Source organism: Streptomyces celluloflavus, from assembly GCA_000720995.1.
Taxonomy (GTDB): Bacteria; Actinomycetota; Actinomycetes; order Streptomycetales; family Streptomycetaceae; genus Streptomyces; species Streptomyces celluloflavus.
Window position 1 is genome coordinate 248288 of the sequence record JOEL01000004.1, and the last position, 25925, is coordinate 274212.

The following is a 25925-nucleotide window of genomic DNA, read 5'->3' on the forward strand; positions in this document are numbered from 1 at the left end:
GGCTGCGTAACGACCCCGCCGGGCCGCGCCGTGGCGCGGGGTGTCCGGCGCGGCCGGCCGCTACGAGGCGGGGGCGGCGCTGCGGCCCGGCTGTTTGCCCTTGTTGGCGTCCCGCACCATCTTCTTGAACTCCGCGGGGGTGAACTGCCCGTTCTTCACCGTCGCCAGGTCCTTGCCGTTGAGCAGCACGGTCGGCGTACCGCGGTATCCGGAGCTGGTGAAGGCGGCGTTGGACTTCTGCACGAAGGCGTCGTACGTCCCGTCGTCGACGCACCGGGTGAAGGACTCCGTCACCAGCCCCTGCACCTTGCCGGCCAGTTCCAGGAGGTACTTCTTGCCGGCGAACTTGTCCTGCTGCTCGGGGGGTTGGTGGGTGTAGAGCACGTCGTGGTACTCGCGGAACCGGCCGGCCTGCTGGGCGCAGAGCGCGGCGTTGGCGGCGTTGAGGGATCCCCGGCCGCCGGCGTTGCCGTCGATGATCGTCGCGAGGTGGTACTCGGACCGGAGCTCGCCGGAGTCCTCCAGTTCGTGGATGACCGGGCGGAAGCCGGTCTCGAACTGCCGGCAGGCGGGGCAGCGGAAGTCCTCCCAGACCGTGAGGGTGGACGGGGCGCCGCGCAGGCCCACCGGGACGGCCGGTTTGTCGCCGTCGGTCGTCCCCTTGGGGAGCGCCGCTTCCGTGCTGCCGCTCTCCTCGCCCGCGTCGGACGAGACCCAGACGGCGACGCCGCCCGCGATGGCCAGCACCGCCACCACCGCTCCGGCGACGATCGCCTGCCGGCCGCGCCGGGACCGTGCCCTCTCCTTCTCGCGCTGTGCTTGCAGCCGCTCGCGGGCGCTGCTCTTACCGTCATGATTCTTCTGGCTCACGCCCCTGGACAACGAAGCGGAGGGGTGCCGTCGCACCCCTCCGCACCGATGTTCGCCCTATCGGGGGACGGCGCCCGCCGGGCCGCCGTACACACGTACCCGGTCCGGCCCAGCTCGCGCGCGACCGGGCCCCGAGCCGCGCGCGGTGCCCCGCGGCGCTATCCGCGGCTGCGCACGCCCGCGGCCAGCTCGCCCGCCAGGGCGCGTACCCCGGCGAGACCGGCCGCCGGATCGCCGTCCGCCGCCAGCAGGCGCTTGACGAACGCCGAGCCGACGATCACGCCGTCCGCGAACTGGGCGACCTCCGCGGCCTGTTCGGGATTGGAGACGCCGAGCCCGACGCACACCGGCAGGTCCGTGGTGGCGCGGGTGCGGCGCACCAGGTCCTGCGCCTCGCGGCCGACCGATTCGCGGGTGCCGGTGACCCCCATCAGGGAGGCGGCGTAGACGAAGCCGGTGCCGGCCGCGGTGATCTTGGCGAGCCGCTCGTCCCGGCTGCTCGGCGCGACCACGAAGACGGTGGCCAGGCCGTGCTGTTCGGCGGCCTTGCGCCACCCCTCGGACTCCTCGACCGGCAGGTCGGGCAGGATGCAGCCGGCGCCGCCCGCCGCGGCCAGCTCGGCCGCGAACCGCTCGACGCCGTAGCGGTCGACGGGGTTCCAGTACGTCATGCAGAGCACCGGCGCGCCGGTGGCGGCGTGCACCTCACCGACCGTGCGGAGCACGTCGACGATCTTCACCCCGCCGCGCAGCGCGATGTCGTCGGCGGTCTGGATCACCGGCCCGTCCAGGACCGGGTCGCTGTGCGGCAGTCCGACCTCGACGATGTCGCAGCCGCCCGCCAGCATCGCGGTCATCGCCGCCACGCCGCCGTCCACGGTCGGGAAACCGGCCGGGAGGTAGCCGACGAGCGCGGCCCGGTTCTCGGCGCGGGCGGTGGCCAGCACCGAGGTCAGCAGTTCCACGTTGCCCGACATCACTTCTCCTCCTGGTCTGCCGGCCGGTCCTCGCCGCGGGCGGCGCCGCGGCCCTCGTCGTCGTACAGGCCGAAGTAGCGGGCCGCGGTGTCCATGTCCTTGTCGCCCCGGCCGGAGAGGTTGACCAGCAGCAGGCCGTCCGGGCCCAGCTCGCGGCCGACCTCCAGGGCGCCGGCCAGCGCGTGCGCGCTCTCGATGGCCGGGATGATGCCCTCGGTCCGCGACAGCAGCCGCAGCGCCTGCATCGCCGCGTCGTCGGTGACCGCGCGGTACTCGGCGCGGCCGGTGTCCTTGAGGTAGGAGTGCTCCGGGCCGATGCCCGGGTAGTCCAGTCCGGCGGAGATCGAGTACGGCTCGGTGATCTGGCCGTCCTCGTCCTGGAGAACGTAGGAGCGCGAACCGTGCAGGATGCCCGGGGTGCCCTCGGTGAGGGTGGCCGCGTGCTCGCCGGTCTCGACGCCGTGCCCGCCCGGCTCGCAGCCGATCAGGCGGACCGTCTCGTCGGGGAGGAAGGCGTGGAAGAGGCCGATGGCGTTGGAGCCGCCGCCGACGCAGGCCAGCGCCGCGTCCGGGAGGCGGCCGGCGCGCTCCAGGATCTGCCGCCTGGCCTCGACACCGATGACCCGGTGGAAGTCGCGGACCAGCACCGGGAAGGGGTGCGGTCCGGCGACCGTGCCGAAGAGGTAGTGGGTGCGGTCGACGTTGGCGACCCAGTCGCGGAACGCCTCGTTGATGGCGTCCTTGAGGGTGCGGCTGCCGGACGTCACGGAGACGACCTCGGCGCCGAGCATCCGCATCCGGGCGACGTTGAGGGCCTGTCGCCGGGTGTCGACCTCGCCCATGTAGATGGTGCAGTCGAGGCCGAAGAGGGCACAGGCGGTCGCGGTGGCCACGCCGTGCTGGCCGGCGCCGGTCTCCGCGATGACCCGCGTCTTGCCCATCCGCTTGGTGAGCAGTGCCTGCCCCAGCACATTGTTGATCTTGTGGGAGCCGGTGTGGTTGAGATCCTCGCGCTTGAGGAACACCCGGGCGCCGCCCGCGTGTTCGGCGAACCGCGGCACCTCGGTGAGCGCGCTGGGGCGCCCGGTGTAGTGGACCATGAGGTCGTCGAGCTCGGCCGCGAAGGCGGGGTCCGCCTTGGCCTTCTCGTACTCGGCGGCGACCTCGTCGACCGCGGCGACCAGCGCCTCGGGGATGAACTTGCCGCCGAAGGCACCGAAGTAGCCCTGGGCGCTGGGGACCTGACCGTCGGGGTCGGGAATGAAGAACTCGGAGGACATCTGACGCACTCCTAGGCCGGGGCAGCCGCCCCGGAAGTCTGGGTAGGTCGGAATACGGGCATCACGCCGTGCGGTGCGCGCTGTGCCGGGTCGCGGTGGTCGCGGAAGCGGCTCGTACCGGTTCCGTGGACGGGCCGTCCGGCGCCCTCGGGAGGCCGGACCGGCGCGGTCACCGCGCGGGGCGCCGCCGCCGGCGGATGGCCGACGGACGGCGGGGGCCGTGGCGCAGCGGTCGGATGACCGCCGTGCCCCTGGGTACCCCTGCGCCGGCGCGGGGCCGGCGCGTCAGCGCGCGGACCCCGCCGGCCATCTCCTGCCGTTGACCTGTCCCGGCTCGGCGCCGATGTGATACCTGACCCGCCGGCCGAGCACCCGACGGGCGGGCGCCCGGCAGCCGCGGTGCCAGGAGGGCAGCGCGGAGCGCTTGGGCTCGGGGCGGCGGTTGCGGGGCGGCCGGTGGCCGTGGCCCGGCGCCGGGTGCGGCAGCCGGGCGGCGCCCGCCGCGGCACCCGCGCCCGCCCGGCCCGGGTGCGTACCCGGGGCGGGGCGGCGGAGGCCGGCGGCGGAGGCGGTCATATCAGGGTCCCGGCCGCTCAGGACCGGCCGTGGCGGATGGCCGGGTGGGAGCCCGCGGCGACCAGGTCGGCGACCGCGGTCCTGGGGTCCTTGCCGGTGACGAGGGATTCGCCGACGAGCACGGCGTCCGCGCCGTCGTTGGCGTACGCGATCAGGTCGTGCGGCCCGCGCACCCCGGACTCGGCGATCTTGACGATATGGTCCGGGATCTCGGGGGCGACCCGGGCGAAGTTGCCGCGGTCGACCTCCAGCGTCTTGAGGTTCCGCGCGTTGACGCCGATGATCCTGGCGCCGGCGTCGACCGCGCGGGCCACCTCGTCCTCGTCGTGCACCTCGACCAGCGGCGTCAGCCCGATCGACTCGGCCCGCTCGATGAGCGAGACCAGGGCCTCCTGCTCCAGCGCGGCGACGATCAGCAGCGCCAGGTCGGCGCCGTACGCGCGGGCCTCCCACAGCTGGTAGGCGGTGACGATGAAGTCCTTGCGCAGGACCGGGATGTCCACCTTGGCGCGGACGGCTTCGAGGTCGGCCAGCGAACCGCCGAAGCGGCGCTGTTCGGTGAGGACGGAGATGACCGCGGCGCCGCCCGCCTCGTAGTCGGCGGCGAGTCCGGCGGGGTCGGCGATCGCGGCGAGCGCGCCCTTGGACGGGCTGGAGCGCTTGACCTCGCAGATCACCGTGACGCTCTCGCCCTTGAGGGCGGCGACACCGTCCTTGGCGGGGCGTGCCTTGCGGGCCCGTTCCTTGAGCTCGTCGATGCCGACGCGCGCCTGCCGCTCGGCGAGGTCGGCGCGGACTCCGTCGATGATCTCGTCGAGCACACTCACGCGAGCGGCCTCCTTCTTCAGCGGTGGAGGTGGACAGTGCCCGCGGGGCGAGGTGCCGTCCCCCAGACACTTCGATGGTATCCGGCGGGGGGCACAGGTCACGCACCCGGTGGACATCAGTCCCACTACCTGGACATCTGTGGCCATTACGGCGGTGTGCGCGGGCGGGCGGTCACGGGACGAGGGCGGCGCCGAAGGGGAGGTTGCGGACCACCGTGAAGACCAGCAGCAGAGCGCCCAGCGCCCACCAGTGGACGGCCCGGGGCTGCGGGCCCGGTGTACGGCGGCCGCTCGCCGCCCGGACGGTCCAGACCACCCAGAAGACCGCGCAGGCGGCGTAGGCGGCGACCGCGAGGGCGTTGGCGCCCAGCGCGGCGCCGAGGTCGCCGTGCGCGACGGCGTACGCGCTGCGCAGTCCGCCGCAGGCCGGGCAGTAGAGGCCGGTGAGGTGGAGCAGCGGGCAGACCGGATAGTGGCCGGGGTGGCGCGGGTCGACGGCGCCGACGTACGCGAAGGCGGCGGCGCCGGCCGCCAGGACGCCGAGGGGCGCCGCCAGCCTGCGGACCGGACCGCGGCGGCGGGTCGTCGGCGGGGCCACGGGAGCGTTCACGGTGCCGATGGTGCCGCCGGACGCGCGAAGGCGCAGCTTCTCGGCCGCCGTCCGGGGTGGGCACGGACGGCGGGTACGGCACCGGGGGTGCGTACGGGCCGGGAAGCGGCGCCTGCGTGGGGTGCTGCCGGTGTGGCGCCGGTATCCGGCGCCACGGGAGCGGAGGTCAGCCCTCCTGCGGCTGCACGCCCGCCGGTACGGGGGCCTGCGCCGACCGCTTCGGGGTCGAGCCCAGCCCGGCCAGCCGCATCAGGCCGCCGACCACGGCACCGAGGACGATCAGGACCATGCCCGCCCAGAATCCGGGGACGTTCGCCGCCACCATGAACAGGCCGGCGACACAGAAGCCGATGAACGAGATGATGACGCCGGTCCATGCGGCGGGAGTGTGTCCGTGGCCACTGCTCGACATGAGTGCTCCTCGTTGATCTTTCGCGCCGGGGTCCGGCCGCGGTGATACCTCTTCGCCATTGTCCCCGATGGCCGGTGAAGCCCGGCTACCGGGTGGGGTCCTCGCCCCGGTCCAGGGACTTCCAGATCTCTTCCGGGCGGGCCAGGTCCGGCGCGGCCGCGGCGCGGCGCGGACCGCGGGCGCCGTCCGGCGTGCGCTCGTAACGCCCGGACATCGCAGGCCAGTAGCGGCCGTGGAGCAGTGCGAGCGCACCGGCGACCAGCAGCAGCAGACCGCCGGCGGCGGCCACCCACGGCCAGCCGGAATGTGTGACGTGATGCACATCGGTGCCGCTCAGGCCGACCGCGAGGGCCGCCTTCTCTTTGAGCGCCGAGGTGTCGGAGCGGCCGAGGACCGCGGCGACGGCGGTGCCCAGGCCGCTGAGCGCCAGCAGCGCGGCGACGGCGATCCGGCCGGCCCGGCGCACCGCGAAGACGGCGACCAGCGCGGCCAGGCCGACGATGGCGAGCGCGCCGGGCACGCCCGTCACATCGGCGCCGGTGACGCTGCTGGGCAGCTCGCCCTGCGCGAGCGTCGCGGAGCCCTCGGCCCAGGTGCGGCCGGAGGCGAGCAGCGCGAGGCCGGCGCCGGCCGCGCCGGACAGCAGCGCGAGGGCGAGAGTGCGCGTGGCACTGCGGGGCGCGGCGGCCTTCGGGGGCGCGGCGTCGGTACGGGGCTCGGGTGCGGCACTCACATGCCCCACTATCGCGTACGGGCGGGTGGGGTCCGGCGCCCGGGGTGCCGTACCCGTGCGGGCAGGCCGGTGCGGGGCGTGGCCGCGCCGGGAGCCCGGCCCGTCCGTCCGCCCGGCCGGTCCGTCAGGTGCCCAGCCGGTTCGCGGTGTGCACCGCGCGCAGCACCGCGGCCGCCTTGTTGCGGCATTCGGTGTCCTCGGCGACCGGGTCGGAGTCGGCGACGACACCGGCGCCCGCCTGGACGTAGGCGGTGCCGTTCCGCAGCAGGGCGGTACGGATCGCGATGGCGGTGTCGGAGTCGCCGGCGAAGTCGAGATAGCCCACGCAGCCGCCGTACAGCCCGCGCCGGGTCGGCTCCAGTTCCTCGATGATCTGCATGGCGCGCGGTTTGGGGGCGCCGGAGAGGGTGCCGGCGGGGAAGCAGGCGGTGAGGACGTCGAAGGCGGTGCGGCCCGCGGCGACCCGTCCGGTGACGGTCGAGACGATGTGCATGACGTGGCTGTAGCGCTCCACCGACATGAAGTCGACGACCTCGACGCTGCCCGGCTCGCAGACCCGCCCCAGATCGTTGCGGCCCAGGTCGACGAGCATCAGATGCTCGGCGCGCTCCTTCGGGTCGGCCAGCAGCTCGGCGGCGAGGGCCTGGTCCTCCGGGAGGGTGGCGCCGCGCGGGCGGGTGCCGGCGATGGGGTGCACCATCGCCCGGCCGGCCTCGACCTTGACCAGCGCCTCGGGGCTGGAGCCGACGACGTCCACGCCGCCCTCGAAGCGGAAGAGGTACATGTACGGGCTGGGGTTGGTGGCCCGCAGCACCCGGTACACGTCCAACGCGCTCGCCGTACAGGGGGTTTCGAAGCGCTGGGAGGGCACCACCTGGAACGCCTCACCGGCCCGGATGCGCTCCTTGACGTCCTCGACGGCCCGCTGGTAGGCGGCGCCGCCCCACTCCGCGGTGTACGGCGGCAGCTCGGAGGGCGGCAGCGCCGCGGCGCCGGCCGGCGCGGGGCGGGCGAGGTCGTCGGCCATCGTGTCGAGGCGGGCCACCGCGTCCGCGTACGCCTCGTCGACGCCGGTGTCGAGGTCGTTGTGGTTGATCGCGTTGGCGATCAGCAGGACCGTGCCGTCCCAGTGGTCGAGGACCGCGAGGTCGGAGGTGAGGAGCATGGTCAGCTCCGGCAGCCGGAGCTCGTCGGCGGCCCGCTCGCCGATCTTCTCCAGCCGCCGCACGATGTCGTAGCCGAGATAGCCGACCATGCCGCCGGTGAAGGGCGGCAGTCCGGCGCCCTCGATCAGGTCCCGGGGGGTGTGCAGCGCCTCGATGGTGGCGCGCAGGGCGGCGAGCGGGTCGCCGTCGGTGGGGACGCCGACGGGCGGGGTGCCGAGCCAGTGCGTCCGGCCGTCGCGGGCGGTCAGGGTGGCGGCGCTGCGGACGCCGATGAACGAGAACCGCGACCAGCTGCGGTCTCCCCCGCCGCCGGACCCGGTGGAGGCGCCCGCGTCGGCGGATTCCAGGAGGAAGGTGCCGGGCCGCTCGGCGGCGAGTTTGCGGTAGAGCCCCACCGGGGTGTCGCTGTCCACGAGCAGGCGCCTGGTGACGGGGATGACCCGGCGGTCGTGGGCGAGCGTACGGAACGTGTCGAGGTCCGGAGTGGCGGTACCGGTGGTTCCCGTGGTCATGGCAGCGGAGCCTACTGGTCCGTGATCAGCACATCCGCATCGAAGCAGGTGCGGTCGCCGGTGTGGCAGGCCGCGCCGACCTGGTCGACCCGGACCAGGAGCGTGTCGGCGTCGCAGTCCAGCGCCACGGACCTGACGTGCTGGACGTGGCCGGAGGTGTCGCCCTTGACCCAGTACTCCTGGCGGCTGCGGGACCAGTACGTGCAGCGGCCGGTGGTGAGCGTGCGGTGCAGCGCCTCGTCGTCCATCCAGCCGAGCATCAGTACCTCGCCGGTGTCGTACTGCTGGGCGATGGCGGGGACCAGACCGTCGGCGTCCCGCTTGAGGCGGGCGGCGATGGCGGGGTCCAGCGCGGTCCCGGTGGATCCGGCGGCCCGGTCCGCGGTGGCTGCGGCGGTCTCTGCTGTGGTGGCGCGGCTGGTCATGGGTCCATTGTGCCGTGCGGCATCCTGCTGGCATGTATCAGCAGCGTCCGCCCGTCCCGCCGCCGGAGCCGGGCCCGCACCGGGGCCAGGGGCCGGAGCGGGACCCGGACCGGGCCGCGCGGGTCGCGGTGCGGGTGCTGGGGGCGGTGTTCGTGGCGGCGGTGGCCGTGGCGGTGGTGCTGGTGGTGTGGCGCTGAGGGCGGGCGGTGCCGTGGCAGGGGCCGGGTCGCGGTCGTAGGCTGGCGGTATGTCGACCCATGCGAAGCGCGAACGGCTTCTTCTCGCCGACCTGTTGGAGAGCGCCGGCCCGGAGGCGCCGACGTTGTGCGAGAACTGGACGGCGCGGGATCTGGCCGCGCATGTGGTGGTGCGCGAGCGGCGTGCCGACGCGGCGGGCGGGATCCTCGTCAAGCCGCTGGCCGCGCGGCTGGAGCGGGTCCAGGCGGAGTTCGCGGAGAAGCCGTACGAGGAGCTGATCCAGCTCATCAGGACCGGGCCGCCGCGGATGTCGCCGTTCTCGCTCAAGCAGATCGACGAGGCGTCGAACACGGTCGAGTTCTATGTCCATGCCGAGGACGTGCGGCGGGCCCAGCCGGACTGGGCGGCGCGGGAGCTGGATCCCGTCTTCGCGGATGCGCTGTGGGCGCGGCTGGAGCGGGCGGCCCGGGTGCTGGGGCGGAAGTCGCCGGTCGGGCTGGTGCTGCGGCGGCCGGACGGCCGGACGGTGGTGGCGCACCGGGGGGCGCCGGTGGTCACGGTGGTCGGGGAGCCCGGCGAGCTGACGCTGTTCGCGTTCGGGCGCCAGGCGGTGGCGGATGTGGAGCTGGACGGTGACAAGGAAGCGATCGCCCAGGTGATGGAGGCGAAGCTGGGGGTGTGACGGGGGTCCGGGGCGGGTCCGCGACCGGACTCCTCCCCGTACGCCGCTCCGACCAGGGCCGTCAGGGCTTCCCCAGGTCCAGGTGTTCCCGCAGGATGCGTTCCAGTTCGCGGGCCGCGCGCGGGGGCGAGACGTCGGCCCGGTGGGCCACGGAGACGACGCGGTGCATGCCGGGGGTGGCGAAGCGGGTGATGCGCAGACCGGAGCGTTCGGCGACCATGCTGGGGACGACGGCGATGCCCAGGCCCGCGCGGACGAAGCCGAGGACCGCGTCCATCTCGCCGCCCTCGACGGTGAAGGCCGGTTCGAAGCCGGCCGCCCGGCAGGCCGCGATGGTGAATTCCCGCAGGTCGTAGCCGCGCCGGAACATCGCGAAGGGGCGGTCGCGCAGGTCCGCCACGTGGATGCGGGTGCGGCGGCCCACCGGGGCGGGGCGGTCGGGGGCGGACACCACCACCAGTTCCTCGCGCAGCAGCTCGGAGGTGATCAGCGCGGGGGCCTGGACGGGGAGCGGCGTGATGATCAGGGCGAGGTCCATCTCGCCGTCCGCCAGTGCCCGTACGAGGTCCTGGGAGCCGTCCTCGTGGACGATGAGTTCGACGCCGGGGTAGCCGGCGTGGAAGGCGCTCAGTACGTCGGGGACGAGGCTGGCGCAGAGGCTGGGCGGGGCGCCGAGGCGCAGCCGGCCGCGGCGGAGCTGGGCGACTTCCTGGACTTCACGGCGGGCGGTCTCGGCGTCGGCGAGGATGCGGCGGGCCAGCGGCAGGAGGGTTTCGCCGGCGTCGGTGAGGGTGATGTGGCCGCGGGCGCGGTGGAAGAGGTCGGCGCCCAGCTCCTTTTCGAGCGAGCGGATCTGCTGGGAGAGGGAGGGCTGGGCGACGTGTTCGCGTTCGGCGGCGCGGGTGAAGTGGCGGGTGTCCGCCACGGCGGTGAAATAGCGGAGCTGTTGGAGCTGCATGGGGGCATCGTAAAGCGGCGATAGGTTCTGGCTATGGAGATGAGCCGGTCCATGTCTTGGACTGATAGGACTGTCGGTCCTTAACGTCAGGACTCATGGCACTGGACACACGGACGGACCGACGGCCGTCCTTCGCAGGCGTTCTGTGGCGCTCGACCGTCGGCAAGAAGACGGCGATGGCCGTCAGCGGCATCGTGATGCTGCTGTATCTGGTCGCCCATATGCTGGGCAACCTCAAGATCTTCTTCGGGGCGCTGGATTTCAACGGTTACGCCGCCTGGCTGCGCACCATCGGTGAGCCGTTTCTGCATCACGAATGGTTCCTGTGGATCGTCCGGGTGGTGCTGGTCGTCGCGGTGGTGACGCACGCCGTGGCCGCGTACCAGCTCAGCCGTCGCGACACAGCCGCCCGTCCCACGGCGTACTCGCACCGGCGCCGCCGCGCCAGCTACGCCACCCGGACCATGCGCTGGGGCGGTGTCATCCTCGGCCTGTTCATCGTGTGGCACATCCTGGATCTGACGACGCTGACGGTGAATCCGCGCGCCGAGAGCGGCCATCCTTACGAGAACGCCGTGGCGAGCTTCTCCACCTGGTACAGCGCCACGCTCTACCTCGTCGCGATGCTCGCCCTGGGCCTGCACATCCGGCACGGCTTCTGGAGTGCCGCGCAGACGCTGGGTGCCAACCGGCCCGGCCTCGACCGGCCGCTCAAGGGCCTGGCGAACGGCCTCGCCGCCCTCCTGACCCTCGGCTTCATCGCCGTCCCCGTCTCCGTGCTGACCGGAGTAGTGAGTTGAGATGACCTCGTACCACGATTACGCGACCGGTGAGCCGGTCGCCGACCGTACCGCCCCCGAGGGGCCGATCGCCGAGCGGTGGGACCGGCGGCGGTTCGAGGCGAAGCTGGTCAATCCGGCCAACCGGCGCAAGCACACCGTCATCGTCGTCGGCACCGGGCTCGCGGGCGGCGCGGCCGGCGCGACCCTGGCCGAACAGGGCTATCACGTCGAGCAGTTCTGCTATCAGGACTCACCGCGCCGGGCGCATTCCATCGCCGCGCAGGGCGGTATCAACGCCGCGAAGAACTACCGCAACGACGGGGACTCCATTCACCGGCTGTTCTACGACACGGTGAAGGGCGGCGATTTCCGCGCGCGGGAGTCGAATGTGCACCGGCTGGCCCAGATCTCGGTGGAGATCATCGACCAGTGCGTGGCCCAGGGCGTGCCGTTCGCGCGGGAGTACGGCGGTCTGCTGGACACCCGGTCGTTCGGCGGTGTCCAGGTGTCCCGGACGTTCTACGCGCGCGGCCAGACGGGGCAGCAGCTGCTGCTGGGGGCCTATCAGGCGCTCTCCCGGCAGATAGCGGCCGGGAACGTGACGCTCCACGCCCGTACCGAGATGCTCGATGTGATCGTCGTCGACGGGCGGGCCCGGGGCATCGTCGCGCGGGATCTGGTCACCGGGCGGATCACCACGTATTTCGCGGATGCGGTCGTCCTGGCGAGCGGCGGTTACGGGAACGTCTTCTACCTGTCGACCAATGCGATGAATTCCAATGCCACGGCGATCTGGCGGGCGCACCGGCGGGGCGCCTATTTCGCCAATCCCTGTTTCACGCAGATCCATCCGACCTGTATTCCGCGCACCGGCGACCACCAGTCGAAGCTGACGCTGATGAGCGAGTCGCTCCGCAACGACGGACGTATCTGGGTGCCGCTGGCGAAGGGCGACACCCGGCCGCCGAACGAGATTCCCGAGGACGAGCGCGACTACTACCTGGAGCGGATCTATCCGGCGTTCGGCAATCTCGTACCGCGCGATATCGCGTCCCGGGCGGCGAAGAACGTCTGCGACGAGGGGCGCGGCGTGGGACCGGGCGGGCAGGGTGTCTACCTGGACTTCGCGGACGCCATCGGGCGGCTGGGCCGGGCCGGGGTCGAGGAGAAGTACGGCAACCTCTTCGACATGTACGAGCGGATCACCGCGGAGAACCCGTACGAGGTGCCGATGCGGATCTATCCCGCCGTGCACTACACGATGGGCGGGCTGTGGGTCGACTACGACCTGCAGACCACCGTGCCGGGCCTGTTCGCCATCGGGGAGGCCAACTTCTCCGACCATGGCGCCAACCGGCTGGGGGCCTCCGCGCTGATGCAGGGCCTCGCGGACGGCTATTTCGTGCTGCCGTCGACGATCAACGACTATCTGGCGCGCCATCCGCTGGACGATGCGGTCGACGCGACGCATCCGGCGGCCGTGCAGGTCGTCGCGGAGACCACGGAGCGGCTGGCGAAACTGCTGGCCGTCGACGGTGACCGTACGCCCGACTCCTTCCACCGGGAGATCGGCGAACTCATGTGGGAGTACTGCGGGATGGCCCGCACCGACGCGGGGCTGCGCAAGGCCCTCGACCGGATTCCGCACATCCGCGCGGAGTTCTGGCGCCGCATCAAGGTGCCCGGCACCGGCGAGGAGTTCAACCAGTCGCTGGAGAAGGCCAACCGCATCGTCGACTATCTGGAGCTCGCCGAGCTGATGTGCCTTGACGCGCTGCACCGCGCCGAGTCCTGCGGCGGGCACTTCCGCGAGGAATCGCAGACCCCGGACGGCGAGGCCGCCCGCCGCGACGAGGAGTTCGGCTACGCCGCCGCCTGGGAATTCACCGGCACCGGCGAAGCCCCCGTCCTGCACAAGGAAGACCTTGTCTTCGAGTACGTCCACCCCACTCAGCGGAGCTACGCATGAAGCTCACCCTGCGCGTCTGGCGCCAGCGCAACCCCGACTCCCCCGGAGCCATGGCCACCTACGAGGTGGACGGCATCTCCCAGGACATGTCGTTCCTGGAGATGCTCGACACCCTCAACGAGGAGCTGATCCTCGGCGGTGACGAGCCGGTCGCCTTCGACCACGACTGCCGCGAGGGCATCTGCGGCGCGTGCAGCCTGGTCATCAACGGCGACGCCCACGGCCCGGAGCGCACCACCACCTGCCAGCTGCACATGCGGTCCTTCCAGGACGGCGACACCATCGACGTGGAGCCGTGGCGGGCCGCCGCCTTCCCCGTCGTCAAGGACCTGGTCGTGGACCGGTCCGCGTTCGACCGCGTCATCCAGTCCGGCGGCTACATCACCGCGCCGACCGGCGCCGCGCCCGAGGCGCACGCCACCGCCGTCCCCAAACCGGTCGCCGACACCGCCTTCGAGCACGCCGAGTGCATCGGCTGCGGCGCCTGCGTGGCGGCCTGCCCCAACGGCTCGGCGATGCTGTTCACCGCCGCCAAGGTCGTCCACCTCAACTCCCTGCCGCAGGGCGCCCCGGAGCGGGAGAGCCGGGTGCTGGAGATGGTCGGGCAGATGGACGCGGAGGGGTTCGGCGGCTGCACGAACACCGGTGCGTGCGCGACGGCCTGCCCCAAGGGCATCCCGCTGTTCAGCATCGCGAAGATGAACCGGGAGTTCGTCCGGGCCGCCCGCAAGCGCGGCTGACGGCCCGGTGGCGGGGGCACCCGGGCGGCGCGGTTCAGCGCACCGGGTGCCCCGCCTCCCGCAGGGCGTCCTTGACCTGGCCGATGCGCAGGTCGCCGAAGTGGAAGACGGAGGCGGCCAGGACCGCGTCGGCGCCCGCGGCGACGGCGGGGGCGAAGTGGTCCAGGCGGCCCGCGCCGCCGGAGGCGATGACCGGGACGCTGACGTGGGAGCGGACCGCCTCGATCATCTCGACGTCGTAGCCGTCCTTGGTGCCGTCCGCGTCCATGGAGTTCAGCAGGATCTCGCCGGCGCCCAGCTCGGCCGCCCGGTGCGCCCATTCGACGGCGTCGACACCGGCGGAGCGGCGGCCGCCGTGGGTGGTGACCTCGAAGGAGCCGTTCGCGGTGCGGCGGGCGTCGACGGACAGCACCAGCACCTGGCTGCCGAAGCGTTCGGCGATCTCGCGGATCAGGTCGGGCCGGGCGAGGGCGGCGGTGTTGACGCCCACCTTGTCGGCGCCGGCCCGCAGGAGCTTGTCGACGTCCTCGGGGGTGCGCACGCCGCCGCCGACGGTCAGCGGGATGAAGACCTGCTCGGCGGTGCGGCGGACCACGTCGTAGGTGGTCTCGCGGTCGCCGGAGGAGGCGGTGATGTCGAGGAAGGTCAGCTCGTCCGCGCCCTCCTCGCCGTAGATCTTGGCCATCTCGACGGGGTCGCCCGCATCGCGCAGGTTCTGGAAGTTCACGCCCTTGACGACCCGGCCGTTGTCCACGTCCAGGCAGGGGATGACTCGGACCGCCAGGGTCATGCGGATCAGACTCCTTCGGGGGTGCGGGGGTCGCCCCCCGGGGAATGGCAGCCTCGGAAGGCTTCGAGCTCTACTTCGACCAGTACACGGGAGTCGACGAAGCCGGAGACCACGACCAGGGTCGCGGCCGGGCGGACGGCCTCGAAGAGTTCCCGGTGGGCGCGGCTGACCGCGTCCACATCGCGCAGGTGGGTCAGGTACATCCGGGTGCGCAGGACGGCGTCGGCGCCCAGGCCGAACGGTTCGATCGCCGCCAGCGCGTTGGCGAAGGCGGCCCTGGTCTGTTCGTAGGGGTCGCCGTCGCCGTGCAGGACGCCGTCTACCAGCGGCATCGTGCCGGCGACCAGGACCCGGTCGCCGGCCGCCACGGCGCGTGCGAAGCCGATGGCCTCTTCCCAGGGACTGTCGGTCCGTACGCGCTCGATGGTCATCACGCCGCCTTTCGGTTACGCCCTACGACACTGCCGCCAGCGCCTCTTCCAGGGTGAACGCCTTCGCGTACAGCGCCTTGCCGACGATCGCGCCTTCGACACCCTCCGGTACCAGGGTCGCAAGCGCCCGGAGATCGTCAAGCGAGGAGACGCCGCCGGAGGCGACGACGGGCCGGTCGGTGGCCGCGCAGACGTTCCTGAGCAGCTCCAGGTTGGGGCCCTGGAGGGTGCCGTCCTTGTTGATGTCGGTGACGACGTAGCGGGCGCAGCCCTCGGCGTCCAGGCGGGTCAGCGTCTCGTAGAGGTCGCCGCCGTCGCGGGTCCAGCCGCGGCCGCGCAGGGTGGTGCCGCGGACGTCCAGGCCGACCGCGATCTTGTCGCCGTGTTCGGCGATGACCTTGGCGACCCACTCGGGGGTCTCCAGCGCCGCGGTGCCGAGGTTGACCCGGCGGCAGCCGGTGGCGAGCGCCGCGGCCAGCGACGCGTCGTCGCGGATACCGCCGGACAGCTCGACCTTGATGTCCATGGAGGCGGCGACCTCGGCGATCCGCGCCCGGTTGTCGCCGGTGCCGAAGGCCGCGTCGAGGTCCACCAGGTGCAGCCATTCGGCGCCCGCGCGCTGCCAGGCCAGGGCCGCCTGGAGCGGGTCGCCGTAGGACGTCTCGGATCCGGACTCGCCGTGGACGAGGCGGACGGCCTGGCCCTCGCGGACGTCCACGGCGGGGAGCAGTTCGAGCTTCGTCATCAGAGCGTCTCAATCCAGTTCGTCAGCAGCTGGGCACCGGCGTCGCCGGACTTCTCGGGGTGGAACTGGGTGGCCCACAGCGGGCCGTTCTCGACCGCGGCCACGAACGGCTCGCCGTGCGTGGCCCAGGTGACCTTCGGCGCGGTCATGTTCCGGTTGCCGGTCTCCAGCTCCCAGTCGTGCACCGCGTAGGAGTGCACGAAGTAGTAGCGGGCGTCGGCGTCCAGCCCGGCGAAGAGCCGCGAGTCCGCGGGGGCCTCGACGGTGTTCCAGCCCATGTGCGGGACGACGTCGGCCTTGAGCGGGCCGACCGTGCCGGGCCACTCGTCCAGGCCCTCGGTCTCCACGCCGTGCTCGATACCACGGCCGAAGAGGATCTGCATGCCGACGCAGATGCCCATGACGGGGCGGCCGCCGGAGAGCCGGCGCCCCACGATCCAGTCACCACGGACGTCCCGCAGCCCCCGCATACAGGCGGCGAACGCGCCCACGCCGGGGACCAGCAGGCCGTCGGCGTTCATCGCCCGGTCGTAGTCCCGGGTGATCTCCACCTCGGCGCCGACGCGGTCGAGGGCGCGCTCGGCGGAGCGGATGTTGCCGAAGCCGTAGTCGAGGACGACGACCTTCTTCGCGGCGGTCAATTCCATACCTCCAGCCGCAGCACACCGGCGGTCAGGCACATCGCGGAGCCGATGGCGAGCAGCACGACCACGCTCTTGGGCAGCTTCTGCTTCCAGAAGGAGTAGACGCCGCCGAGGAGGAAGAGGCCGACGAGGATGAAGACGGTCGACAGGCCGTTCACAGCGCGCCCTTCGTGGAGGGGAGGATACCGGCCGCGCGCGGGTCGCGTTCGCTGGCGTAGCGCAGGGCACGGGCCAGCGCCTTGAACTGGCACTCCACGATGTGGTGGGCGTTGCGGCCGTACGGCACGTGGATGTGCAGGGCGATCTGGGCCTGCGCGACGAAGGACTCGAAGATGTGCCGGGTCATCGTCGTGTCGTAGCTGCCGATCATCGGCGCCATCGACTCCGGCTCGGTGTGCACCAGGTACGGGCGGCCGGAGAGGTCCACCGTGACCTGGGCGAGCGACTCGTCCAGCGGAACGGTGCAGTTGCCGAAGCGGTAGATGCCGACCTTGTCGCCGAGGGCCTGCTTGAAGGCGGCGCCGAGCGCGAGGGCGGTGTCCTCGATGGTGTGGTGGGTGTCGATGTGCAGATCGCCGTCGGTCTTGACCCGCAGGTCGAAGAGGCCGTGCCGGCCGAGCTGGTCGAGCATGTGGTCGTAGAAGCCGACCCCGGTCGACACATCGACCTGTCCGGTGCCGTCGAGGTCGATCTCGACCAGCACCGCCGTCTCCTTGGTGGTGCGCTCCACGCGCCCAACGCGGGTCATCGCTTGTTCTCCTTCAGGCTGCGTTCTTTGAAGAGCGTGCGCACCGCGTCGAGGAACGCGTCGTTCTCGGCCGGGGTGCCCGCGGTGACCCGCAGCCAGCCCGGTACGCCGTTGTCCCGGACCAGCACGCCGTGGTCGAGGATCGCCTGCCAGGCGGCGTGCGCGTCGTCGAAGCGGCCGAACTGGACGAAGTTGGCGTCGGAGGTGACGACCTCGCAGCCGATGGCGCGCAGCTCGGTGACCAGGCGGTCCCGTTCGGCCTTGAGCTGTTCGACGTACTTCAGCAGGGTGTCGGTGTGCTCCAGGGCGGCGAGCGCGGTGGCCTGGGTGACGGACGAGAGGTGGTACGGGAGCCGGACGAGCTGGACGGCGTCGACCACCGCGGGGTCGGCGGCCAGATAGCCGAGCCGCAGCCCGGCGGCGCCGAACGCCTTGGACATGGTCCGGGAGACGACCAGATTCGGCCGGCCCTCGATCAGCGGCAGCAGTGAGGGGCGGTGGCTGAACTCGCCGTACGCCTCGTCCACGACGACCAGCGCCCCGGCGCCGTCGGCACGGGCGGCCTGCGCCGCCTCGTACAGCGCGAGGACGGTGTCGGCCTCGACGGCGGTGCCGGTGGGGTTGTTCGGCGAGCAGACGAAGACCACGTCGGGCCGGTGCGCGGCGATCTCGGCGGTGGCCGCCGCCACGTCGATCGTGAAGTCGTCGCCGCGCGGTCCGGAGATCCAGCCGGTGCCCGTACCGCGCGAGATCAGCGCGTGCATGGAGTACGACGGTTCGAAGCCGAGGGCCGTGCGGCCGGGGCCGCCGAAGGTCTGGAGCAGCTGCTGGATGATCTCGTTGGAGCCGTTGGCGGCCCAGACCTGGGTGGCGGTGACGGGGTGGCCGCCGGTGCGGGTGAGGTACGCGGCGAGCGCGGTGCGCAGCTCGACGGCGTCCCGGTCGGGGTAGCGGTTGAGGTGCCGGGCGGCCTCGGTGACCCGCTCGGCGATCCGCCGCACCAGCGGTTCGGGCAGCGGGTAGGGGTTCTCGTTGGTGTTCAGCCGTACGGGGACGTCGAGCTGCGGGGCGCCGTACGGGGACTTGCCGCGGAGCTCGTCGCGGATGGGGAGATCGTCGATGCCGGTCACGTGCCTGCTCACTTGCTCTGCGGGACCTTCCAGTCGAACCTGGCCTTCAGCGCGGCGCCATGGGCCGGCAGATCCTCGGCCTCGGCGAGGGTCACCACATGGTGGGCGACCTCGGCCAGCGCGTCGCGGGAGTAGTCCACGACATGGATGCCGCGCAGGAAGGACTGCACGGACAGGCCCGAGGAGTGGCAGGCGCAGCCGCCGGTCGGCAGGACGTGGTTGGAGCCGGCGCAGTAGTCGCCGAGCGAGACGGGGGCGTACGGGCCGACGAAGACCGCGCCGGCGTTGCGGACCCGGGCGGCGACGGCGGCGGCGTCGGCGGTCTGGATCTCCAGGTGTTCGGCGCCGTAGGCGTCCACGACCTTCAGGCCCGCGTCGACGCCGTCGACGAGGACGATCGCGGACTGCCGGCCGGCCAGCGCCGTGGTGATGCGTTCGGTGTGCTTGGTGGCGTCGGCCTGCCGCTTCAGCGCGGCCTCGGTGGCCTCGGCGAGCTCGGTGGAGTCGGTGACCAGGACGGCCGCGGCGAGGGTGTCGTGCTCGGCCTGGCTGATCAGGTCGGCGGCGACGTGCTCGGGGTCGGCGGTGGCGTCCGCGAGGATCGCGATCTCGGTGGGCCCGGCCTCGGCGTCGATGCCGATCCGGCCCTTGAGCAGGCGCTTGGCGGAGGCGACGAAGATGTTGCCGGGGCCGGTGACGAGATTGACCGGCGGGCATTCATCGGTGCCGTACGCGAACATCGCGATGGCCTGGGCGCCGCCGGCGGCGTAGACCTCGTCGACGCCGAGGAGGGCGCAGGCGGCGAGGATCGTCGGGTGCGGCAGACCGCCGAACTCCTTCTGCGGCGGGGAGGTGACGGCGATGCCCGCGACCCCGGCCTCCTGGGCCGGGACGACGTTCATCACGACGGAGGAGGGGTAGACGGCCAGGCCGCCGGGGACGTACAGGCCGACCCGCTCGACGGGCACCCAGCGCTCGGTGACCGTGCCGCCGGGCACGACCCGGGTGGTGGTGTCCGTACGGCGCTGCTCGCGGTGGACGATCCGGGCGCGCCGGATGGACTCCTCCAGGGCGGCCCGGACGGCCGGATCCAGCTCCTGGAGGGCGCGGTCGAGCGCCTCGGCCGGTACCCGTACCCGCTCGATGTCGACGCCGTCGAACCGCCGCGCGTAGTCGATCAGCGCCGCGGTGCCGCGATGGCGTACGTCCTCGCAGATGGGCCGCACCTTCTCCAGGGCGGCTTCCACGTCGAACTCGGCACGGGGCAGCAGGTCGCGCAGGGCGCCGCCCTCGGGGAGGGCGTCACCGCGCAGATCGATTCGGGAGATCACAGTCCCAGTGTCTCAGACCGGTTCTCGGGCCCGAGCGGCCGTATCACTCAGTGGTACGCGGCGCGGTCCGGTCCGGACGGCGGCCGGAACCGTCCGGACCAGGCCAATTCCGGCCAGGTGTCCGGACCATCGGAAGTTGACCGGAGTTGACCCTCACCGCGCGTGTTCAGACGGTCACCACCGGGCATGGCACCCGTACAGACGTACGGCGACGGGAAGGGGGAGCTCACGTGACCGAGCACGAGGACGGCGACGCGCCCGCGGACCTGCGGCTGACCTCGGCGGAATGGAGCATGTGGCAGGCGTTCCGCAACGGCAGCACCTGCGAGCTGCACGTGGGCGATCCGGCCCGGGACGATCCGCACGGACAGCATCTGTGGGGGCCGGAGCGCCGGGTGCGGGCCCGCGTCGTGGCCCTGCTGCTGCTCGAAAGCCCGCACGCCCAGCCGGGCCGGGTCGCCGCGCTCAAGCTCACCGGCGCGTACATCACGGACACCCTCGACCTCGCGGGCGGCACGATCAAGCCATTCGTGGAGCTGCGCGACTGCCGCTTCGAGGCGGAGCTGGTCCTGCCCGAGAGCCGGTTCACGACCCTGCGGCTGGTGAACTGCGCGATCCCCCGGGTGGAGGCGGCCCGGCTGCACACCGAGGGCGATCTGCATCTGCCGCGCTGCGTGGTGCAGTCCGGCGTCCGGCTCACGGACGCCCAGATAGGCACGGACCTGCTGCTCAACCAGATCGTGGTGCACAAGGACCGGCAGGGCCGGTCGATCATGGCGGACGGTATGACCGTCGCCCAGGACCTCCAGGCCGAGATGATCGAGTCCTACGGCGAGCTGTCGCTGCGCGGCGCCACGGTCGGCGTCACGCTCAGCCTGCGCGGCAGCCGGCTGAGCAACCCGTTCGGCCGCCGCGCGCTGAACGCCCCGCAGCTGACCGTCGAGCGCACCCTCTATCTGACGGCCGCGGGCCTGGCGAACTCCCCGTTCTCCAGCGGCGTCACGCCCCCGTACGGCATCGCGCACACCCCCTCCCGCGGCACCCGCATGCAGCGCTTCGAGTGCGAGGGCGGGATGCGGCTGGACGACGGGCGGTTCGGCGACGCGATCGACCTGGAGGACGCCCGCTTCGTCATGGAGTCCGACCAGGAGCTGTCGCTGCGCCGCATCCAGACGCCCGAGCTGCGGTTCCTCGGCGAGCGCCCGCAGCGCGGCCGGGTGGTCCTCTCCGGCGCCCGGGTGGTCACCCTCGTCGACAGATCGGCGAGCTGGCCGGGGCTCGGCGGGCTGTGGATGGCCGGTTTCGCCTACGAGACGCTGGTCCCGCACGGCCGTTTCCCGCTCACCGTGCGGCTGCGCTGGGTGGCGGCGGCGACCCCCGAGTACGCACCCGAACCGTACGAGATGCTCGCCGCCGCGCTGCGCCGCAGCGGTGAGGACGCCGACGCCCGGGAGGTGCTGCTGGCCAAGCAGCGCCGCCGCCGCGAGACGCTCCCTCTGGCGGGGAAGGCGTGGGGCTTCCTCCAGGACTGGACGGTGGCGTACGGCTACCGCCCCGGCCGGGCCGCGGTGTGGATGGCCATCCTGTGGGCGATCGGCGCGGCCTATTTCGCCGGGTCCCCGCCGCCCCCGCTCAAACCGGAGGAGGCCCCGGTCTGGAACCCGTATCTCTACGCCCTGGATCTGCTGCTGCCGGTGGTCGATCTCAACCAGGGCACCGCCTGGAAGCCGGCCGGCGGCGCCCAGTGGGTGGCGGCGGTGCTGATCCTCGCCGGATGGGTGCTGGCCACGACGGTCGCGGCGGGCGCGTCCCGGCTGCTGCGGCGGCAGTAGCGGACGGCGGGCCGGGGCGGAGCGCCGCGGGCCCCGGCCCGCCGTTCGCGCTCCGCGTACCGGCCCGTGCGGGGCGCCCGGGGCCGCAGGCTCTAGGCTTGCCGACTGTGACCTCCGTGCGCCTGCCGCTCTTCCCGCTGAACTCGGTGCTGTTCCCGGGACTCGTGCTCCCGCTGAACGTCTTCGAGGCGCGGTACCGGGCGATGATGCGCGACCTGGCCGCCAGGCCCGAGGACGACCGCCGGTTCGGCGTGATCGCGATCCGGGACGGGCATGAGGTCGCCCCGACCGCGCACGGTATGCCGGACGCCGCCCTGCCCGCCGCCGAAGGCCCCACGGCGGGCTTCGGCGACGACCCGATGCGGGCCTTCCATCCGGTGGGCTGCATCGCGGACGCGGCGACCATCCGCGCCAAGTCGTCGGCCGACGACAGCGGCTACGAGGTACTGGCGACCGGCACCCGCCGCTTCCGGCTGCTGTCGGTGGACACCTCGGGCCCGTATCTGACGGGCGAGGCGGTGGAGCTGGAGGAGGGCGAGGGGGCCGGCGCGGGGGCGCTCGCCGCGGGCGTCGTACGGGCCTTCCGCACCTATCAGAAGCGGCTGGCCTGGGCGAACGAACGCACCCTGTCCACCGGGCAGGACCTGCCCGCCGACCCGGCCGTGCTCTCCTATCTCGTGGCCGCCGCGGCCGTGCTGGACATCCCCGCCAAGCAGCGGCTGCTGGAGGCGGCGGACACCGCGGCCCGGCTCACCCAGGAGCTGAAACTCCTTCGCCAGGAGTCGGCGCTGCTCGGTAAGCTCCCGTCGCTGCCGGCGGTGAATCTGACCCGGCAGCCGACCAGCCCCAACTGACGCGAGGCGCTCCCGAGTTGTCGAAGAAGTCGAAGAAGCAGGCGAAGCACGAGCCGTCGCGGTCCGGCGCCGGCGGCACCCCGGCGACCGTCGCGCTCACCGCCTCCGGTGTCGCTTTCACGGTGCACGCGTACGAGCACGACCCGGCCGCCGCCTCGTACGGCGAGGAGGCCGCCGAGGCGCTCGGCGTCGCGCCGGAGCAGGTGTTCAAGACCCTGCTGGCGGAGGTGGACGGCACCCTGACCGTCGCGGTGGTCCCGGTCTCCGGCTCCCTGGACCTCAAGGCACTGGCGGCCGCGGTGGGCGGCAAGCGGGCCGCGATGGCCGATCCGGCGGCGGCCGAGCGGAGCACGGGGTACGTCCTCGGCGGCATCTCGCCGCTCGGCCAGCGCAAGCGGCTGCGGACGGTGGTGGACGCATCGGCCGAGGGCCGGCCGACGGTCTGCGTCTCGGCGGGCCGGCGCGGGCTGGAGGTCGAACTGTCCCCCGCCGATCTGGTCGCGCTGACCGGCGCGCGGCTGGCACCGATCGCCCGCGGCTGAGCCCGGGGCGAGATCCGGGGCACGGGGCCGGGGTCACGGGGCCGGGGTTTCGGGGCCAGGGATTCGGACCGGGTCACGGGACCGGTCGTGGCGGCCGGGCCCCGGGCAGCCGGGCGGGCCTGGCCGAGAACAGCCGCGAACGGCGCCGTACGGCGGCCGCGGGCCCGCCCGAAGCCTTTACGGCGGGCGCCTCCTCGGCTACGACCGGGGTGGAGGTACGCCATGTCGAAGAGGACCCGCAAGCGGAAGTGGCGCATCAGGAAGCGCCGGGCCAACCACGGACGCCGGCCGTCCTGAGGCACCGGGGATCTGCCGGACGGCTCCGGCCCGTGGCACCCGCCGGCCGGATGTTACGGACCGGCCGTCACGGACCGGGCACCGGGCCCGGCCGTCGTCACCGCTCCGGCTGTTCCAGGTGGCCGGACCAGTCCGGCACCATGGGCGGCTCCTCCGGGTCGCGCGGCCCGAACAGCCCGGTCAGCACGATCTGCACCACCATCGCGGCGGTCGGCCAGGCCAGCAGCAGGACCTTGCTCTGGAGCCGCAGCGGGCCGTAGAACGTCACCCCGGTGCCGACCTCCTTGGCGTGGGCGACGACATCCGGCGTGGGGCCCAGCCACATGCCCGTCAGCCAGCCCACCACCGCGGCGAGCAGCCCGCCGACGACCAGCGCCGCCACCAGCGGAAGCCCGCCCCGCCGGCGGAAGAGGAAGACCACGGCGGTGCTGAGCGCCCCGAGACCGAGGGACAGCAGCGCGAACGTGCCGTCCGCGCCGATCGCCTCCTCGCCCTCGGCGTTCTTGAGGTAGACGTTGCGGGTGTCCGCGATCAGCGGGATATGCGGCGCCAGCCACGCCCACAGCACACCGAGCAGCACACCGCTGACCGCCAGGACGAGCGCGAGCACGGCGCCCTCGATCAGCTCGCGGCGGAATCCGGGGCCGCCGAGGCCGCCGTGTTCCGCGGCCCCGTACGCGCCGGGGTCGGCCGTGGCTCCCCCGGTGGCGGGCGCGGCCCAGGGGTTGTGCGGCTCTTCGGGCGGTTGGTCGTCGCGTGGCGTCAGCGGTGCGGTCACCTTGTCATCGTGCCAGGTCGGCGCCGTGCCGCCAGCAGCAGGACGCCCGTTCGGGCCTGTCGGCCCGGTCACCGGACCGCCGCCCGGCGGTACGCCCAGGCCGCGACGGCCAGCGAGAGCACGCCGACGGCCGCACAAACGCCCAGGTCGGCGCCGATCGCCCACCAGTCGGGGCGGGCGTCGAAGCTCCGCCCCAGCGCCTCCACCCCGTACGTCGAGGGCAGCAGATCCCGGGCGTAACCGATCGGCGCGGGCAGCCGGCCGGCCGGCAGTACGCCCAGCAGCAGGGCCGCCGACATGCCCAACTGGCCACAGAGAGTGGCCAGTTCCGGACGGGGGGCGAGCAGTCCGAGGGCGGCGCCGAGGCCGGCGAGCGCCGCACCGGCCAGCGGGATCACGGCGGCCAGTATCCACAGGTTGGCCATCGGCAGCTGGAAGAGCAGACAGCCGGTGACGGCGGTGACGACCGTGCCGGGCACGGTGAACGAGGCGTACGCGCCGGCCGCCCCGAGCACCACCGCGGCCGGCGGCACGGGCAGCGTCGCGTAATGGTCGAGCCCGCCACCGGCCCGCAGCTGCCCGAAGTACTGCGCCAGCAGGTTGAGTGCCACGAAGGCGACGACCAGCACACTGGCCCCGGACACCACGGCCCGCGCCTCGTCGCCGCCGTCGACCACCCCGCGCATCAGGATCATGATCCCGACGGACTGGAAGGTGGCGACGAAGAGCAGGGGGATCCGGGCGACCCGGGCCCGCGAGAGCTGGGCGCGGTAGACGGCGCCCAGCGCGGGGAACAGGCGGGCGCGCGGCCCCAGCGGGGCGGCCGGGCCGTCCTCGGGCCACGCCCCGGGATCCGGGGTGCCCTCCTCGGTCCCGGCCACCGCCTCCGCGGGAACCACACTCACGCTGCCACCACGCCTTCCTCGGTACGTCTTCGGTACGCCCCCGTACCCGCCATGCCCGGCGCCGTGCGGTCGCCCCCCGCGGCCGCCGCGCTCCCCCGCCTCACCCCTTGACCAGCCCTTCCCCGCGCCCGCCGAGCGCCAGATACACGTCCTCCAGGCTGGGCGTGGCGAGGGTGAAATCGTCCAGGGCGGCGAAGGCGGGGCCCGCGGTGACGGCCGAGACGGCGGCGCGGGCCTGCCCGGCGGGCAGCCGGAGGGTCCAGCGGCGGCCGGCCGCGCGGGCGGTGGCGGCGAGGGCGGCGACCTCGGGGACGTCCAGGGGCGGCCGATCCCGCCACACCAGTTCCAGCCGGATCTCCTCCCCCACCAGTTCCTTCAGCCCGCCCGGTGAGTCACAGGCGATGACCCGTCCCCGGTCGATCACCGCGACCCGGTCCAGCACGCTCTCGGCCTCCAGCACGTTGTGCGTCACCAGCACCACGGTGGTACCCCGCTCGGCCCGGCGCCGGTCCACCGCGGCCCACACCGCGCGCCGCGCGACGGGATCCATACCGGTGGTCGGCTCGTCCAGTACCAGCAGCGGCCGCTCGCCGATCAGCACGGCCGCGAAGCACGCCAGCCGCCGCTGCCCGCCGGAGAGTTTCTTCAGGGCGCGGCCCGCGATGTCCGCGAGGCCCAGTTCACCGACGACCGCGTCCCGCCGGTCCCGTGCCTCGCGCGCGGTCAGTCCGCGCAGCCGGCCGGTGGTCTCCACGGCGAGCGCGACGGTCATCTCGTCCAGCGCGGTGGACTCCTGGCCCAGATAGCCGAGCAGCCGCGCGGCCCGCTCCGGGTGGCGCACCAGGTCGTGGCCGAGCACGGAGACGCTGCCGGAGTCCGGTCGCAGCAGTCCCGTCAGCTGGCGCACCAGGGTGGACTTGCCGGCGCCGTTGGGGCCGAGCAGCCCGAAGATCTCGCCGCGCCGTACTTCGAGGCTGATGCCGTCGCTGGCGCGTACCGCCGGCGCCTGTGCCGCCCCGCGGCGCCCGCGCATCGCGGGGTACGTCTTGACCAGGTCCCGTACGGCGCACACCGTCGCGCCGCGCTCCACCTGTTTTGCGCCCGTTCTCACGAGCTATGAGGGTACGCGGCCCCGTACCGCCCCCGGCCCGCGGGGCAGGGGCGGCACGGGGCCGGGGGCA

30 protein-coding genes are annotated in these 25925 nt (G+C 73.2%); 8 read left to right on the top strand and 22 right to left on the bottom strand.

Annotation, left to right across the window (positions count from 1 at the left end; all coding sequences use genetic code 11):
* Positions 1-60: 60 nt before the first annotated feature.
* From IH09_RS06165 to hisI, 10 genes are all read right to left on the bottom strand, one after another.
* A complete protein-coding gene (locus IH09_RS06165; protein WP_052854817.1) occupies positions 61-870 on the bottom strand; it encodes a thioredoxin domain-containing protein in 810 nt (269 codons plus the stop codon).
* Positions 871-1028: 158 nt separating this feature from the next.
* Positions 1029-1847 carry a tryptophan synthase subunit alpha gene (gene trpA / locus IH09_RS06170; RefSeq protein ID WP_052854819.1) on the bottom strand — a complete coding sequence of 273 codons (819 nt, stop codon included), beginning with the start codon at positions 1845-1847 and terminating at the stop codon, positions 1029-1031.
* Positions 1847-3127: a tryptophan synthase subunit beta gene (gene trpB / locus IH09_RS06175; RefSeq protein WP_052854821.1), complete on the bottom strand. Its 1281-nt coding sequence runs from the start codon at positions 3125-3127 to the stop codon at positions 1847-1849. The genes trpA and trpB overlap by 1 nt, the downstream gene beginning before the upstream one ends.
* Positions 3128-3412: 285 nt before the next feature.
* Entirely contained in the window at positions 3413-3703 is a 291-nt protein-coding gene (trpM, locus tag IH09_RS06180; protein ID WP_052854823.1) for a tryptophan biosynthesis modulator TrpM, read from the bottom strand.
* A gap of 17 nt (positions 3704-3720) precedes the next feature.
* On the bottom strand, positions 3721-4530 hold the full coding sequence (trpC, locus tag IH09_RS06185; RefSeq protein ID WP_052854825.1) for an indole-3-glycerol phosphate synthase TrpC: 810 nt from the start codon (positions 4528-4530) through the stop codon (positions 3721-3723).
* 172 nt (positions 4531-4702) lie between these two features.
* Entirely contained in the window at positions 4703-5140 is a 438-nt protein-coding gene (locus IH09_RS06190) for a DUF2752 domain-containing protein (RefSeq protein WP_052854827.1), read from the bottom strand.
* A gap of 166 nt (positions 5141-5306) precedes the next feature.
* Positions 5307-5552, bottom strand: a complete 246-nt coding sequence (locus IH09_RS06195; protein ID WP_052854829.1) for an HGxxPAAW family protein — start codon at positions 5550-5552, stop codon at positions 5307-5309.
* Positions 5553-5637: 85 nt separating this feature from the next.
* The gene (locus tag IH09_RS06200; RefSeq protein WP_052854830.1) at positions 5638-6285 is read right to left on the bottom strand and encodes a TIGR02234 family membrane protein; all 648 of its coding nucleotides are present in this window, start codon (positions 6283-6285) and stop codon (positions 5638-5640) included.
* A 124-nt stretch (positions 6286-6409) separates the two neighbouring features.
* Positions 6410-7963, bottom strand: a complete 1554-nt coding sequence (locus tag IH09_RS06205) for an anthranilate synthase component I (RefSeq protein ID WP_052854832.1) — start codon at positions 7961-7963, stop codon at positions 6410-6412.
* Positions 7964-7974: 11 nt separating this feature from the next.
* Complete coding sequence (hisI, locus tag IH09_RS06210) at positions 7975-8388, bottom strand: phosphoribosyl-AMP cyclohydrolase (RefSeq protein WP_052854835.1); 414 nt, start codon at positions 8386-8388, stop codon at positions 7975-7977.
* Between the two features lie 32 nt (positions 8389-8420).
* On the opposite strand from hisI, the gene IH09_RS38805 reads away from it, so the two are divergent.
* Together IH09_RS38805 and IH09_RS06215 are read left to right on the top strand one after the other, a co-directional pair.
* A complete protein-coding gene (locus IH09_RS38805; protein WP_172451264.1) occupies positions 8421-8585 on the top strand; it encodes a hypothetical protein in 165 nt (54 codons plus the stop codon).
* 50 nt (positions 8586-8635) lie between these two features.
* Positions 8636-9268: a TIGR03085 family metal-binding protein gene (locus tag IH09_RS06215; protein WP_052854837.1), complete on the top strand. Its 633-nt coding sequence runs from the start codon at positions 8636-8638 to the stop codon at positions 9266-9268.
* Positions 9269-9329: 61 nt separating this feature from the next.
* Here the strand turns inward: IH09_RS06215 and IH09_RS06220 are convergent, their stop codons facing one another.
* Positions 9330-10226 carry a LysR family transcriptional regulator gene (locus IH09_RS06220; RefSeq protein ID WP_052854839.1) on the bottom strand — a complete coding sequence of 299 codons (897 nt, stop codon included), beginning with the start codon at positions 10224-10226 and terminating at the stop codon, positions 9330-9332.
* 95 nt (positions 10227-10321) lie between these two features.
* Between IH09_RS06220 and IH09_RS06225 the strand changes: the two genes are divergently transcribed.
* Genes IH09_RS06225 through IH09_RS06235 form a run of 3 tightly spaced genes read left to right on the top strand, consistent with a single transcriptional unit; the run spans position 10322 to position 13717 of the window.
* Positions 10322-11026, top strand: a complete 705-nt coding sequence (locus IH09_RS06225) for a succinate dehydrogenase cytochrome b subunit (protein ID WP_052854841.1) — start codon at positions 10322-10324, stop codon at positions 11024-11026.
* A gap of 1 nt (position 11027) precedes the next feature.
* Positions 11028-12977 (top strand): fumarate reductase/succinate dehydrogenase flavoprotein subunit, encoded by a 1950-nt coding sequence (locus IH09_RS06230; protein ID WP_052854843.1) that lies wholly within the window; start codon positions 11028-11030, stop codon positions 12975-12977.
* Positions 12974-13717, top strand: a complete 744-nt coding sequence (locus tag IH09_RS06235) for a succinate dehydrogenase/fumarate reductase iron-sulfur subunit (RefSeq protein WP_052854845.1) — start codon at positions 12974-12976, stop codon at positions 13715-13717. The genes IH09_RS06230 and IH09_RS06235 overlap by 4 nt, the downstream gene beginning before the upstream one ends.
* A gap of 34 nt (positions 13718-13751) precedes the next feature.
* Here the strand turns inward: IH09_RS06235 and hisF are convergent, their stop codons facing one another.
* The 8 genes from hisF to hisD are packed head-to-tail and all read right to left on the bottom strand — an operon-like array spanning position 13752 to position 19536.
* Positions 13752-14507 carry an imidazole glycerol phosphate synthase subunit HisF gene (hisF, locus tag IH09_RS06240; RefSeq protein WP_052854847.1) on the bottom strand — a complete coding sequence of 252 codons (756 nt, stop codon included), beginning with the start codon at positions 14505-14507 and terminating at the stop codon, positions 13752-13754.
* A gap of 5 nt (positions 14508-14512) precedes the next feature.
* Complete coding sequence (locus tag IH09_RS06245) at positions 14513-14938, bottom strand: Rid family hydrolase (RefSeq protein WP_052854849.1); 426 nt, start codon at positions 14936-14938, stop codon at positions 14513-14515.
* 22 nt (positions 14939-14960) lie between these two features.
* Complete coding sequence (gene priA / locus IH09_RS06250) at positions 14961-15683, bottom strand: bifunctional 1-(5-phosphoribosyl)-5-((5-phosphoribosylamino)methylideneamino)imidazole-4-carboxamide isomerase/phosphoribosylanthranilate isomerase PriA (RefSeq protein WP_052854851.1); 723 nt, start codon at positions 15681-15683, stop codon at positions 14961-14963.
* Positions 15683-16330: an imidazole glycerol phosphate synthase subunit HisH gene (hisH, locus tag IH09_RS06255; protein WP_052854853.1), complete on the bottom strand. Its 648-nt coding sequence runs from the start codon at positions 16328-16330 to the stop codon at positions 15683-15685. The genes priA and hisH overlap by 1 nt, the downstream gene beginning before the upstream one ends.
* A complete protein-coding gene (locus tag IH09_RS38810) occupies positions 16321-16485 on the bottom strand; it encodes a hypothetical protein (RefSeq protein ID WP_052854854.1) in 165 nt (54 codons plus the stop codon). The genes hisH and IH09_RS38810 overlap by 10 nt, the downstream gene beginning before the upstream one ends.
* Complete coding sequence (gene hisB / locus IH09_RS06265; RefSeq protein WP_052854856.1) at positions 16482-17075, bottom strand: imidazoleglycerol-phosphate dehydratase HisB; 594 nt, start codon at positions 17073-17075, stop codon at positions 16482-16484. Before hisB ends, IH09_RS38810 begins: the two co-directional genes overlap by 4 nt.
* A complete protein-coding gene (locus IH09_RS06270) occupies positions 17072-18205 on the bottom strand; it encodes a histidinol-phosphate transaminase (protein ID WP_052854858.1) in 1134 nt (377 codons plus the stop codon). Before IH09_RS06270 ends, hisB begins: the two co-directional genes overlap by 4 nt.
* 8 nt (positions 18206-18213) lie before the next feature.
* The gene (gene hisD / locus IH09_RS06275; protein ID WP_052854860.1) at positions 18214-19536 is read right to left on the bottom strand and encodes a histidinol dehydrogenase; all 1323 of its coding nucleotides are present in this window, start codon (positions 19534-19536) and stop codon (positions 18214-18216) included.
* 230 nt (positions 19537-19766) lie between these two features.
* Here hisD and IH09_RS06280 point away from each other — a divergent pair, with 230 nt between their 5' ends.
* From IH09_RS06280 to ybaK, 3 genes are all read left to right on the top strand, one after another.
* Positions 19767-21368, top strand: a complete 1602-nt coding sequence (locus tag IH09_RS06280; protein WP_052854862.1) for a hypothetical protein — start codon at positions 19767-19769, stop codon at positions 21366-21368.
* Between the two features lie 107 nt (positions 21369-21475).
* The gene (locus tag IH09_RS06285) at positions 21476-22222 is read left to right on the top strand and encodes an LON peptidase substrate-binding domain-containing protein (protein WP_052854864.1); all 747 of its coding nucleotides are present in this window, start codon (positions 21476-21478) and stop codon (positions 22220-22222) included.
* A 17-nt stretch (positions 22223-22239) separates the two neighbouring features.
* The gene (gene ybaK / locus IH09_RS06290) at positions 22240-22764 is read left to right on the top strand and encodes a Cys-tRNA(Pro) deacylase (protein ID WP_052854866.1); all 525 of its coding nucleotides are present in this window, start codon (positions 22240-22242) and stop codon (positions 22762-22764) included.
* Positions 22765-23158: 394 nt separating this feature from the next.
* Here ybaK and IH09_RS06295 read toward each other — a convergent pair whose 3' ends face one another.
* From IH09_RS06295 to IH09_RS06305, 3 genes are all read right to left on the bottom strand, one after another.
* Entirely contained in the window at positions 23159-23839 is a 681-nt protein-coding gene (locus IH09_RS06295; RefSeq protein WP_052854869.1) for an ABC transporter permease, read from the bottom strand.
* Between the two features lie 68 nt (positions 23840-23907).
* Positions 23908-24720, bottom strand: a complete 813-nt coding sequence (locus tag IH09_RS06300; RefSeq protein ID WP_052855119.1) for an ABC transporter permease — start codon at positions 24718-24720, stop codon at positions 23908-23910.
* A 124-nt stretch (positions 24721-24844) separates the two neighbouring features.
* The gene (locus IH09_RS06305; protein ID WP_094795683.1) at positions 24845-25777 is read right to left on the bottom strand and encodes an ABC transporter ATP-binding protein; all 933 of its coding nucleotides are present in this window, start codon (positions 25775-25777) and stop codon (positions 24845-24847) included.
* Positions 25778-25925: the final 148 nt, after the last annotated feature.